11 protein-coding genes and 1 riboswitch are annotated in these 11777 nt (G+C 59.9%); of the genes, 3 read left to right on the forward strand and 8 right to left on the reverse strand.

The window, feature by feature from the left end; translation table 11 throughout:
- Positions 1-138 precede the first annotated feature (138 nt).
- The 4 genes from ACMDB8_RS23060 to ACMDB8_RS23075 all read right to left on the reverse strand — a co-directional run bounded on the left by ACMDB8_RS23060 (position 139) and on the right by ACMDB8_RS23075 (position 6335).
- Entirely contained in the window at positions 139-1503 is a 1365-nt protein-coding gene (locus ACMDB8_RS23060; RefSeq protein ID WP_056726243.1) for a DUF1329 domain-containing protein, read from the reverse strand.
- Positions 1504-1531: 28 nt separating this feature from the next.
- Positions 1532-3433: a DUF1302 domain-containing protein gene (locus ACMDB8_RS23065; RefSeq protein ID WP_056726244.1), complete on the reverse strand. Its 1902-nt coding sequence runs from the start codon at positions 3431-3433 to the stop codon at positions 1532-1534.
- 338 nt (positions 3434-3771) lie between these two features.
- On the reverse strand, positions 3772-5454 hold the full coding sequence (locus tag ACMDB8_RS23070; RefSeq protein ID WP_056726245.1) for a fatty acid--CoA ligase: 1683 nt from the start codon (positions 5452-5454) through the stop codon (positions 3772-3774).
- 251 nt (positions 5455-5705) lie between these two features.
- Complete coding sequence (locus tag ACMDB8_RS23075) at positions 5706-6335, reverse strand: LysE family translocator (RefSeq protein WP_056726246.1); 630 nt, start codon at positions 6333-6335, stop codon at positions 5706-5708.
- 91 nt (positions 6336-6426) lie between these two features.
- Here ACMDB8_RS23075 and ACMDB8_RS23080 point away from each other — a divergent pair, with 91 nt between their 5' ends.
- From ACMDB8_RS23080 to ACMDB8_RS23090, 3 genes are all read left to right on the forward strand, one after another.
- Positions 6427-7392: a 2-hydroxyacid dehydrogenase gene (locus tag ACMDB8_RS23080; protein ID WP_056726247.1), complete on the forward strand. Its 966-nt coding sequence runs from the start codon at positions 6427-6429 to the stop codon at positions 7390-7392.
- A gap of 33 nt (positions 7393-7425) precedes the next feature.
- Entirely contained in the window at positions 7426-8424 is a 999-nt protein-coding gene (locus ACMDB8_RS23085; protein WP_056726248.1) for a class I SAM-dependent methyltransferase, read from the forward strand.
- Between the two features lie 50 nt (positions 8425-8474).
- A riboswitch (yybP-ykoY riboswitch) is annotated at positions 8475-8599 on the forward strand.
- Positions 8600-8688: 89 nt separating this feature from the next.
- A complete protein-coding gene (locus tag ACMDB8_RS23090) occupies positions 8689-9273 on the forward strand; it encodes a TMEM165/GDT1 family protein (RefSeq protein WP_008016665.1) in 585 nt (194 codons plus the stop codon).
- Between the two features lie 166 nt (positions 9274-9439).
- On the opposite strand, the gene ACMDB8_RS23095 is transcribed toward ACMDB8_RS23090, so the two are convergent.
- From ACMDB8_RS23095 to ACMDB8_RS23110, 4 genes are all read right to left on the reverse strand, one after another.
- Positions 9440-10258 carry a M48 family metallopeptidase gene (locus ACMDB8_RS23095; RefSeq protein ID WP_056726249.1) on the reverse strand — a complete coding sequence of 273 codons (819 nt, stop codon included), beginning with the start codon at positions 10256-10258 and terminating at the stop codon, positions 9440-9442.
- A gap of 308 nt (positions 10259-10566) precedes the next feature.
- Positions 10567-11190: an SOS response-associated peptidase gene (locus ACMDB8_RS23100; protein ID WP_056726250.1), complete on the reverse strand. Its 624-nt coding sequence runs from the start codon at positions 11188-11190 to the stop codon at positions 10567-10569.
- 35 nt (positions 11191-11225) lie between these two features.
- On the reverse strand, positions 11226-11486 hold the full coding sequence (locus tag ACMDB8_RS23105; RefSeq protein ID WP_056726251.1) for a putative signal transducing protein: 261 nt from the start codon (positions 11484-11486) through the stop codon (positions 11226-11228).
- A 9-nt stretch (positions 11487-11495) separates the two neighbouring features.
- The gene (locus ACMDB8_RS23110) at positions 11496-11678 is read right to left on the reverse strand and encodes a CPXCG motif-containing cysteine-rich protein (RefSeq protein ID WP_056726252.1); all 183 of its coding nucleotides are present in this window, start codon (positions 11676-11678) and stop codon (positions 11496-11498) included.
- Positions 11679-11777 lie beyond the last annotated feature (99 nt).

Raw genomic sequence — 11777 nt, forward strand, 5'->3', positions numbered from 1 at the left:
CAGATGTCCGCAGACTAGCGGTAAACGGATAGGGAATGAAGGTAATTGCTACAAATGGCTACAAAAAGTCTGCACGCAAAAAAAACGCCCCGAACCAGTCGGGGCGTTTCAGAGGGTGCGGCCTCTACTCAGTTCACCTTAGCGAACACCATCCTGGCGCAAGGCGGCCGGGGTGAAATCGCTGGTGGTGGCAGTGAAGCCGAAGTCATAAGCCGACTTCTCTTCGTTTTTCATGCCCAGCGCCAGGTAACGACCCGATTGCAGGTCGTACAGGGCTTCAAGGGCATACCACGGCACTTGCTTGTCGTAGTAGTTCTCGGCATGGGCTTCACCTACACGCCACAGCTGGCCACGACCGTCGTAATGGTCGATCACCGCAGCTTGCCAGGTGTCTTCGTCGATGTAGAAATCACGCTTGGCGTAGATGTGACGCTGACCTTCCTTCAGGGTTGCAACCACATGCCACACACGACGCAACTCGTAACGCGCCAGGTCCTGGTTGATGTGACCGGCCTTGATGATGTCGGTGTACTTGAGCTTCGGATCGTCGAGCTTGTAGGCATCGGAGCCGATGTACATCTCTTTCTTGCCTTCAAGCTTCCAGTCGTAACGATCCGGTGCACCGTTGAACATGTCCAGGTTGTCGGAAGTACGCAGGCCGTCGGCCGCAGTACCCGGGCCGTCATAGGACACTTGCGGCGCACGGCGCACACGACGCTGACCGGCGTTGTAGACCCACGCCGAGCGCGGTTCCTTCACCTGGTCGAGGGTCTCGTGCACCAGCAGCACACCACCGGCCAGTCGTGCCGGGGCAGTCACTTTCTGCTTGAAGTAGAACAGGATGTTGCCCGGGTTCGCCGGATCGTAGTCCTTCATCTTGTCGCGGAACACGAACTGGTCCTGGAAGTACACCAGGCTGAACGAGCCGTTCGGTTGTGGCGTGGCCTGGGTTACCAGGCGGGTCACGCTACCACCGCGATAACGGGTGATGTGGTTCCAGATGACTTCAACGCCGCTTTTCGGAATCGGGAACGGAATGGCGGTTTCAAAGTTCTCCAGGCCGTTGCCGCCGGACACCAGTTTGGTGTTGGTGGCGTTCTTCTTGATGGCGGCGAACACCTCATCCGGCACGGTGGCACCGCGATGGGACGGATAGACCGGCATCTTGAAGGTTTCCGGGTAGCGCTTGAACATCGCGTACTGGCCCGGGGCGAGCTTGTCCTTGTACTGGTCGACGTTCTGCGCCGTGATGGTGAACAGCGGTTTTTCGCTGGCGAACGGATTGGACAGGAAACCTTTGCTGTCGACCGTACCGGCGTTCTTCGCCATCGGCTTCCAGGCCGGGATCGAACCGTCGGCGTTACCCGCCATTTCGGCACCCATCGGGGTCAGGCTCTTGCCCAGTTTGTCGGCCTCGGCCTGGGGAACCGCTGCGATGACGCTGGTCGCCAGCAGCGAAAGGCCCAGAACACCGGCGTGGAACAGACTTTTTGTTATTTTCATTTATGCGTTCGTCCTGAAAATACTGTGCTTAGAAGTTCACGCCGAGGCTGAGCGCAACGAAGTCGCGGTCATCCACGGTGGTGTACCTGCCGTCGAAGAAGTTGGTGTAAGCCAGGCTCGCGGTGTAGGTGTTCTGGTACTCGGCATCGACACCCAGGCTCACCGCCTTGCGGCCTTCCTCGAAGTTGCCGCCAGGGCCAGGGGAGTAACCGCTCACGTCATGGGACCAGGCAACGTTCGGCTTGAGGTTCACACCGGCAAACACGTCGTTGTATTCCCAGATGGCACGACCGCGATAGCCCCACGAAGTCGCCGTGGTGAAGCCTTCGTCGGTGCAGTTGCGGCTGCGGTTGTTGGTCGGCGTACCCGCGCCGGCACCGTTGATGGTGCTGGTGTTGAGCGCCACGCAGGTATCAAGCGCGCCAGAGGCAGGCAACTCACCCGGACCGTAGACCGGATCGCGGCCATAACGAACGTCGGAAGTGCTTTCCAGGCCGCCAACGTGGGTCACGCCCACTTCGCCCACCAGGGTCAGACGGCTGGCGCCCATGACCTGGTCGAAGAAGTGCGTCAGGGTGGTCTGGAACTGGGTGATTTCCTTGCGACGATACCCGTGCAGGTCCTGACCTGGCACGCCGGTAAGCAGCGATGCATTGGTCAACGGGTTGTTCGGGTTGTTATTGCCTATAGGACGGACACCGGAGAACAGGATGTCGGTGGAGTTGAGCTGCACCGGAGCGTTCGGACGGTAGCTGATCTCACCGCTCCACGCCGTACCGGTAGGCAGGGTGGTGGAGAAGCTCAGGCCATACAGGCGAATGTCTTCCGGGTATTCGATGAAGTACTGCGAATTACCCGCTACCAACAATGGCGCCAGCGCGGCGAACGGGCCCGGGAGCCCCGCTGCCGTGTTGTAGACCGACTGCGGCGCACCGGTGGCGCTGAAGATCGGCGCACGGCTGTGGTAGTTCATGAAGTAGGCGCCGAACTCGGTGTCCAGCGGGTCGAACATGTATTTGAAGGACGCGCCCCACTGACCGCTGTCACGGGCATCGCGATCAGGGCCACGACGCACCAGAACACCCTCGTTGTTGACGTCGACGCCGTTGGCGGCCAACGGCCCCAAGGCAATGGCCGGAATTTGCGAGCGCTTGGCCAGTACGCGCAGGTTGTCGTTGCAGCCGTCGGCAACGATGTCCGGCTGAGAGAAGAACGTGCCGCAGTTGTCGACGACGGTCTGGTCCCATTCAATTTGGTAGAACGCTTCGGCCGAGAGGTTTTCGGTCAGGCTCTGGGACACATAGAACATGTTGACCGGGATCAGGCCTTCCTTGATCTCGGCACCCGGACGACGGAACGCGGACACGTCGATCGGGTTGATCGAGTTGATGCCACCGCCGATGAAGGTACTTTCACCCCAGCTCACGACCTGCTTGCCCAGACGCACGGAGCCTGGTTGATCGGCAATGGCGTAGTTGTGGTAGACGAAGGCGTCGAGGATCTGGCCGCCGGCAGACTTGGCGCCTTCCTTGCGGCCCTCGTCGCTGATGTCCTTGAACGGACGGCTTTCGTCCTTCAGTTCAAAGTCGTACCAGTATTTGCCACGGACGAAAACACCGGTATCGCCGTATTTCAGTTCAAGGTCATGGATGCCCTTGAAGATCTTCGAGAAGGTTTCCCCGCTCTTGAAGTTCAGGTGACCGTCATCAGAAGTCTGGGACAGACCCTTGCCGCCATTGTTGACACCGATGAGGTTCTTGTTGGCACTTTCGGTAGACCAACTGGCACCGATCGACAGGGATGAGTCGAATTGACCTTCGATTTCACCGACGTTGAAACTGACGCCGAATGCTGGCCCGGCGAGCGTAGAGGCAAGACTGACAGCCAGGGGCAGTTTCGCCCGGCGCCAGAACTGGTTAACTGATGTCATCGACGCTACTCCATGTGCATTTTATTTTTATGGCAAGAGCACTTCTAAAAACGTTGTGGATAACCGGGAGCCATGGCATCCCAAAGTCATTCCAAAGTTGCATCGCCCCTGTTCGTGCGGTTGCCCCGTTCTTAAAAATCCTTGAGCGGACTATAGCCAGCAGGTAGTAGCGCTTGATCCCTCTAAAGTGTGATTTGCAGTTGCCAGCCACTCTGGAACAGTCCTTTCGCCAGTCCGACACCCGTCGGCACGGCAAGGATGGCTGAAAATTTCGATTTGACAAGCCAAGCGCTTGCTTGGTGGGGCTGGCGTGCCCTTTCGGGCACGCCGGGAGACGCTTAAAGCGTCGAGAGGAAGGTGCTGTTGGTGGCCTGCCATTCGCTGATATCGACGCGAATGCGCTTCTTGTCGAGTTTGCCGACGCTGGTCTTGGGAATTTCAGTAACAAGGGCGATCTGGCTCGGAATCGCCCACTTGCTCAAGTGTCCCAGCTCCACAAACGGCTTGAGGTGTTCCTTGAGTTCCCGTGCCCCGATTGCATGCCCTTCACGCAGCACCAGCAGGGCAAACGGCCGCTCGCCCCACTGCGGATCGGGGATCCCCACCACTGCTACTTCACGTACCGCCGCATGACGACTGATCAGGTCTTCCAGGTCCAGGGAGGAGACCCATTCGCCACCGGTCTTGATCACGTCCTTGATCCGGTCACGAATGTCGATCACACCCATGCTGTCCAGGGTCGCCACGTCACCGGTGTGCAGCCAGCCTCCGGCCCAGAGCTCGGCGCCCTTCTGCGGCTCATTGAAATAACCCTCGGTCAGCCATGGCGCGCGTAGTACCAGTTCGCCCTGGGTCTCGCCATCTGCGGGCAGGAAGTTGCCCTCGGTGTCGACGATCGCCGCCTCCACCAGTGGCCCCGGCACGCCGGCCTTGATCCGGTAAGTGGTGCGTTCGTCTTCGGTACCGGCCATCAATTCGTCGTTGAGGTGCGCGCACGACACCAGCGGCCCGGTTTCCGACATGCCATAGGCGGCGGTCAACTGAATGCCTTTGGCCTTGGCAGCCTCGTACAAGGTGCGGTTCAGGGCGCTGCCGCCGATGACGATTTTCCATCCGCCGAAGTCGACGTCCTGCGCGGCCTTGGCATTGAGGACCATCTGCAAAATGGTCGGTACGCAATGGGAGAACGTGACTTTCTCCTTGCGCCACAACTCCACCAGGTATTCCGGGTCATAGCGGCCGGGATACACCTGCTTGAGCCCGAGCATGGTCGCCACATACGGCAAGCCCCAGGCGTGCACGTGGAACATCGGGGTGATCGGCATGTACACGTCGTTGGTGCCCAGCAGGCGCACGCTATCGATCGCGCCCATGATGGTTGACACGCCCATGGTGTGCAGCACCAGTTGCCGGTGGGTGAAGTACACGCCCTTGGGATTGCCGGTGGTACCAGTGGTATAGAACGTGGTCGCGACCGAGTTTTCGTCGAAATCCTGGAAGTCGTACTGCGGGCTCGCCGCGGCCAGCAGCTGTTCGTATTCGCCGACGAGGTTCGGCAGGTCTGCGGTTTTTTCCGGCAGGTCAGTCAGCAGCAGGGTTTTGTCGACCGTGGTCAGTTGCCCCTCGATGGCCTTGTAGAGGCCGACGAACTCGCTGTTGACCAGCACAAAGCGGTCCTCGGCGTGGTTCATGGTGTAGAGGATCTGTTCCGGCGACAGGCGCACGTTGATGGTGTGGATCACCGCACCGATCATCGGGATGGCGAACATGCATTCCAGGTAGCGATGGCTGTCCCAGTCCATCACACCCACGGCATCCCCGGGCTTGACCCCGGCCGCTGTCAGCACGTTGGCCAGGCGGGCCACCCGTTCGATCAGGGTCGGGTAGCTATAGCGCAACTTGTCGCGGTAAATGATCTCGCGGGTTTTCTCATAACGGGCACCGGACATCAGCAGCCGTTTGATCAACAGCGGGTACTGGTAAGCGCCTTCGGCCGGGGGGATAACGCGAGTCTGCAACATAATAATCCCTTTAATCTGACTGCACGGTCGTGACTGAAAGTACGCACTGTAGTGCCCTTGAAGGTCAGCCAAATCAGCCAAAGGAATGATTTGCAGAACCGCATGAATACTGGCGTTGCGCCAGCCCTCACAGAAGTTTGGTGATTGCAGTTGGATCCGGTGTAGGAGCTGCCGCAGGCTGCGATCTTTAGGCGATTCCAATAATAATGCTGAAGATCAAAAGATCGCAGCCTGCGGCAGCTCCTACGGAATCAATGCATCTCGGTAAAAGCCAGCTTCACGCCAATTGCAATCAGCACCGCGCCCATGGTCCGGTCGAACCAGTGACCCATGCGGGCGAAACCGGCGCGTACGCGCTGCTGGCTGAACAGCATCGCCACCAGGCAGAACCAGATCGCTGTCGCCACCGCCAGGTAAACCCCGTAACCGGCCTGCACGGCCAGTGGCGTTTGCGGATTGATGACCACAGTGAACAGCGACAGGAAGAACAGGGTGGCTTTCGGGTTGAGACCATTGGTGACGAAACCCGAAGTGAAGGCACCACGGGCGGTGCGCTCCCCGGCTTCCTTGTGCAGATCGTCCGCCACAGGCTTGGCCGGCTGCGCGCGCAACGCCTTGTAACCGATGTACAGCAGGTAAGCGGCGGCCGCCCATTTCAAGGCATTGAACAGCACGATCGACTGGGACACGATCAGGCCGATCCCCAACAGCGAGTAACCCACGTGCAGGAAAATCGCCGTCCCCACACCCAGCGCGGTCCAGGTGCCAGCGCGGCGACCGTGGGTAACACTTTCGCGCACCACCACGGCAAAGTCCGGGCCAGGGCTAGCCACGGCCAGCAGGTGAATCAGGGCAACGGTCAAGAACTCTGTCCAGTACATGGGGGCTCCTTCAGGCCAAGCGTAACTATTTATTTCATCTGGTAGGCTCGGCAGATTACGCCTTCAGTTCAATGCACAAAAGGTACAGTTGATGACGAACACTCGCCGCGCCGTTTTCCTCGACCACCCGTCCCTGGACCTTGGCGACCTTGACCTCAACCCACTGCGCAGTTGTTTCAGCGAATTGCAGTTGTTCGCCCAGACCTTGCCCGATCAAGTCATCGAACACCTCAAGGGCGCCACCGTCGCCATCAGCAACAAGATCCTGATCGATGCCGCCGCCATGGCGGCCAGCCCTGATCTCAAGCTGATCCTGATCACCGCCACTGGCACCAACAATGTCGACCTCGCCGCCGCCCGCTCTCACGAGATCACCGTGTGCAACTGCCAGGGTTATGGCACGCCATCGGTGGCGCAGCACACGATCATGCTGCTGCTCAACCTGGCCACGCGCCTGGCCGATTATCAAAAAGCCGTCGGCGAAGGCCGCTGGCAGCAGGCCAGACAGTTCTGTTTGCTGGATTACCCGATCGTCGAACTCGAAGGCAAAACCCTTGGCCTGCTGGGTCATGGCGAATTGGGCGGCGCGGTCGCACGACTGGCTGAAGCCTTCGGCATGCGCGTTCTGCTGGGGCAAATTCCCGGACGCCCTGCCCGGCCGGACCGCTTGCCACTGGATGAACTGTTACCGCAAATCGACGCACTGACTCTGCACTGCCCGCTCAACGAGCACACCCGCCACTTCATCGGCGCCCGCGAACTGGCCTCAATGAAACCCGGCGCGTTCGTGGTCAATACCGCTCGCGGTGGATTGATTGATGAGCAGGCGCTGGCCGACGCCTTGCGCAACGGCCATCTGGGGGGCGCCGCCACTGACGTGCTGAGCGTGGAGCCTCCCGTCAATGGCAATCCACTGCTGGCCCATGACATCCCGCGCCTGATCGTCACTCCTCACAACGCCTGGGGCAGCCGCGAAGCGCGCCAGAGAATCGTTGGTCAAGTCACCGAAAACGCACTGGGATACTTCAGCGGTAAGGCGCTGCGGGTCGTCAGTTGATAAACTGCGGCACTTTTTTCCACGGGAGCAGTTATGGATCCGCGCAGTGAAGTACTGCTTCGTCAGGCCGAGTTATTCCAGGGTTCGGTGTTGTTGGCCGGTTTGCCCGCCGACGACTTGCTGGGCCGTCTGCCCAAAGCGCATGGCTGGTGCTGGCACGCCGGCGATCAGGCCGCGCTGGACGCCCGCTTCGCCGAGCGCAGCCATTTTGGCGTGAATGCACCCGAGCGCGAGTTCGATACAGCGGTGGTGTTTCTGCCCAAGGCCAAGGACTTGACCGACTACATCCTCAACGCCCTCGCCTCGCGGCTGGCCGGCCGCGAGCTGTACCTGGTCGGCGAGAAAAAAAGCGGCATCGAAGGTGCCGCCAAACAACTCAACCCGTTCGGCAAGCCACGTAAACTCGACAGCGCGCGCCACTGCCAGCTCTGGCTGGTCACCGTGGCCAACGCGCCTGAAGCCAAACCGTTGGAAAGCCTGGCGCAGACCTACGAACTGCCGCTGGCCGAAGGCCCGTTGAAGGTCATCAGCCTGCCGGGGGTGTTCAGCCATGGTCGCCTCGATCGCGGCAGCGCGCTGCTGCTGGAGCATCTGGACAAACTGCCCGGCGGTCACTTGCTCGATTTCGGTTGCGGCGCAGGAGTCTTGGGCGCGGCGGTGAAACGTCGTTACCCGCATAACCAGGTCACGTTACTGGACGTGGATGCCTTTGCCGCTGCCAGCAGTCGCTTGACCCTGGCTGCCAATGGTCTGGAAGCCGAAGTGATTACCGGCGACGGAATCGATGCCGCACCGATGGGGTTGAGTGCGATCCTGAGCAATCCGCCGTTCCATGTCGGCGTGCACACCGATTATTTCGCAACGGAAAACCTGCTGCGAAAAGCAGCCAAACATCTGAAAAACGGCGGCGAACTGCGCTTGGTGGCGAATAGTTTCCTGAAGTATCAACCGCTGATCGAAGAGCATCTTGGCGTGTGTGCGATCAAGGCCGAAGGACAGGGCTTCCGGATCTATCGAGCCAAACGCGGTTGAAATTCTTTTGATAAAGAAGGCTTGCCGAATGGTTTTTGCCTAGGCAGAATCCGCTCCGTCCTAGGGGAGTAGTCTCCCACGAGCGCCACGCTCGTCCGGCATGCGTCAACATACTTGGTCCTCAGACCATGGCGCATGCGACCCAAGCATCCACTTCAGATGGATTGCAGGGTTTGACAAGACCTATGACACGAACACCTTACCCGGGGCGGGAAGGCTGTACGTGTCATAGCCGTGTCGACCCGCCCCTTAGGAAAACCCCTGATGCTGGATTCACTACTCGTACCTACCGCAATCGTTGCCTTGGCCGAAATCGGCGACAAGACGCAACTGCTCGCGCTCATTCTCGCTGCCCGTTTCCGCAAGCCCTGGCCGATCATTGCCGGTATCGTCGCCGCGACCCTGGCCAACCACGCGGCCGCCGGTGCGGTAGGCGCCTGGGTCGGCAGTTTCTTCTCGGATACGATGCTGCACTGGATCCTCGCCGCGAGCTTCGCCGCCACGGCGCTATGGACCCTGGTTCCGGACAAGATGGATGACGACGAGGCCAGCACCGCCCGCAAGTTCGGGCCGTTCCTGACCACGCTGATCGCGTTCTTCCTGGCGGAAATCGGCGACAAGACGCAGATCGCGACCGTGATGCTGGCTGCGCAATATCCGGAGTTGTGGCTGGTGATCATCGGCACCACCCTTGGCATGCTGATTGCCAACGTGCCCGTGGTATTGGCCGGTAACTTTGCCGCTGACAAGCTGCCATTGACCCTGATCCGTCGACTGGCGGCGTCGGCGTTCTTCATCCTGGCGATTGTCGCGGTGTACAAGGCGATGCAGAGCAGCGGGTGGGTTTGACGCGATAGAGTCTATAGACCGCGTTATCGTTCTTCGTCGGAACGCTGCCCGGAGCAAGCCCGCTCCCACATTGGGTCTCCAGTGCACACAAAGTTTGCAGTCAATGGAGGTTTATTGTGGAAGCGGGCTTGCTCGCGAAGAGGCCAGCAGCCTCACCACATGACTATCAGGACTTCCTGGCTTGCTCGTAAAGCGGCATGACCTTCGGAATCGCCGCCTGCAACGCCGCAATACGGCTCGACGATGCCGGGTGAGTGCTCATGAACTCAGGTGGCGAACCTTCCGAGACTTTGCTCATCTTGTTCCACAGGGTGATCGCGGCATTCGGGTTGTAACCGGCGCGGGCGGCCAGTTCCAGGCCGATCAGGTCCGCCTCGTTTTCATTGGCGCGGCTGTTGGGCAGGGTCATGCCGTAGTTGGCCACAGTATCGGCCAGGGCCAGGCTGTCCTGCCCCAATCCCAACAAGGCACCGGCGCCCTGCTTGGCCATTTCCATGCCGTACGCCTTGGACATCGCTTCACGACCGTGCTCGCGCAGGGCGTGGGCGATTTCATGGCCCATGATCGCGGCGATTTCATCGTCGGTCAGTTTCAGTTTATCGATCAGGCCGGTGTAAAAGATGATCTTGCCGCCAGGACCGCAGTTGGCGTTGAGTTCATCGCTCTTGATCAGGTTGACTTCCCACTTCCACTGAGCCGCGTCCGGACGGAAGTTCGGCGCCTGGGCAATCAGCCGGTCGGCAATCGCCTGAACCCGCCGGGCTTCATTGCTGGTCTTGTCCAGCACACCTTTGCTGGACGCCTCGCCCACTGTCTTCTGATAGGACTGGGCGTACATCTGGTCGACTTCTTGCGCAGACAACATGCTGAACATGTACTGCTTGCGCTCCACCCCCACGGCACCGCCACTGGTGGTATTGACCGACTGGCAACCGCTGAGCAAAAGTGCTGCGCCCAGTGCACTGACAACCAAAATCTTGTTCATCAAAAAACTCCCTGAAAACATGCCGAGTATCCTAGGCGTGGAAATGTATCGACGCCAGATACAATGGACGTAAGACGCGCAATTCGGACAAAGCTCTCATCGCCGTAGAAAAAATTCACATACGGCGACAACCCGCAGCCCATCACGCCACGCCTTGATTCAATTAAGACATCCAGCACGCAAAAACAGTCATTTCAACTGCCCGCGCTCATACCCGCCCGCTCAAGCAGGTGGCCGAGATCGATCAGGTGACCAATGAAGTGGGCGGTGATGCGGATGAGTCGAGCGCGGCCGGTAGCGGCGCCTGACTAACCGGGAGTGAGGCACTCCGGCCCATTGAGCTTCGGATCATTCACCATGTTGGCCAGCACCCGCTCGCGCAATGCGGCGGGTTCACTGGCCAGCAAGGCTTGCAGTGCATACAACGGCGTCTCGGGATCCAGCCACGCAGCCTGCCCCGCCTCATCAAGAATCAACGGTCGCCGCTGGCTTGCCGCCGGCTGGGTAATCACGGCGGTACTCAGCCACACCTGCTCCTGTACCGGATACGCCTCCCAGATTGCCGCAAAAAATAATGACGAGCCCTCCCCCGGTGTCAGCCAGTACGGGCGCTTTCGCGTTGTGCCGCGCCATTCGTAAAAACCATTGGCCGGCAACAGGCAGCGGCGCTCGCGCAAGGCCTGGCGAAACATGGGCTGTTCGGCAACCGTTTCGGCACGGGCGTGGGCCGGGGTGCGGGACAGATCGGTCAACCAGGGTGGCGTCAGGCCCCAGCGGGCGCGGGCCAGCGAGCGCTGGCCGTCAGGCTCGGCCCGCAGCATCAACACCGAATCATTGGGGGAAATGTTCCACTGCGCCTGCTGGTCGGCGGGAAAACCGGGCAGTGCCGCGAAGGCAGGGTTCCAGCGAAACAGGGCATAACGTCCACACATGGGGCAACACGACTCTTGATCAAACGAACGCCAGCCTAACAGACCAGCGTGCCGGGAAAGCTGTCCGGTTCATCGCCAGACAGCGGCAGCGCGGCATTGTACGCGGTGATCAGCTCGCGGGCGTATTCGGCCTGGTCGTTCTCGACCGACAGCCCGAGCAGGCCATAGATCGGCAACTCGCCGCTGCCCCCGAGCAAATCACGGCCCATCAGATGCGCTTCGATGCCCTCGCTGGCGAGCATGCCTTGCAGCAATTCGCCTTCCATCAGGTTTTCCGGGTCGTAGATGCGCTGCATACACGCTCCTCACTCGTTTTCGCTGAACACTTCGAGATGCCATTCCCCTTCATGAACCTGCAACACGAAGGTTATCGGCCGGCAGCACACCTGACAGTCTTCAATATAGGTCTGATCACCACCGGACAAGTCCAGCGTCGTCTCGACTTCCTCACCACAATACGGACATTCATATCGCGTAGTTTCCAGCATCGCGGTCTCCCAGGTGACTTGTGCGTATAATCGCCGGTCTATTTGCAGGGCTATTTTTGTCTGGCTACTTTTTCAGACCGTACCCCGCCGGTTTTCGAT

Origin of the sequence: Pseudomonas monachiensis (genome assembly GCF_047345015.1) — a bacterium.
GTDB lineage: Bacteria > Pseudomonadota > Gammaproteobacteria > Pseudomonadales > Pseudomonadaceae > Aquipseudomonas > Aquipseudomonas monachiensis.

Excerpts from the sequence above, each read along its gene's own strand:
- ACMDB8_RS23060 (WP_056726243.1), bottom strand. The coding sequence starts at position 1,503 with ATGAAAATAACAAAAAGTCTGTTCCACGCCGGTGTTCTGGGCCTTTCG.
- ACMDB8_RS23065 (WP_056726244.1), bottom strand. The coding sequence starts at position 3,433 with ATGACATCAGTTAACCAGTTCTGGCGCCGGGCGAAACTGCCCCTGGCT.
- ACMDB8_RS23070 (WP_056726245.1), bottom strand. The coding sequence starts at position 5,454 with ATGTTGCAGACTCGCGTTATCCCCCCGGCCGAAGGCGCTTACCAGTAC.
- ACMDB8_RS23075 (WP_056726246.1), bottom strand. The coding sequence starts at position 6,335 with ATGTACTGGACAGAGTTCTTGACCGTTGCCCTGATTCACCTGCTGGCC.
- ACMDB8_RS23080 (WP_056726247.1), top strand. The coding sequence starts at position 6,427 with ATGACGAACACTCGCCGCGCCGTTTTCCTCGACCACCCGTCCCTGGAC.
- ACMDB8_RS23085 (WP_056726248.1), top strand. The coding sequence starts at position 7,426 with ATGGATCCGCGCAGTGAAGTACTGCTTCGTCAGGCCGAGTTATTCCAG.
- ACMDB8_RS23090 (WP_008016665.1), top strand. The coding sequence starts at position 8,689 with ATGCTGGATTCACTACTCGTACCTACCGCAATCGTTGCCTTGGCCGAA.
- ACMDB8_RS23095 (WP_056726249.1), bottom strand. The coding sequence starts at position 10,258 with ATGAACAAGATTTTGGTTGTCAGTGCACTGGGCGCAGCACTTTTGCTC.
- ACMDB8_RS23100 (WP_056726250.1), bottom strand. The coding sequence starts at position 11,190 with ATGTGTGGACGTTATGCCCTGTTTCGCTGGAACCCTGCCTTCGCGGCA.
- ACMDB8_RS23105 (WP_056726251.1), bottom strand. The coding sequence starts at position 11,486 with ATGCAGCGCATCTACGACCCGGAAAACCTGATGGAAGGCGAATTGCTG.
- ACMDB8_RS23110 (WP_056726252.1), bottom strand. The coding sequence starts at position 11,678 with ATGCTGGAAACTACGCGATATGAATGTCCGTATTGTGGTGAGGAAGTC.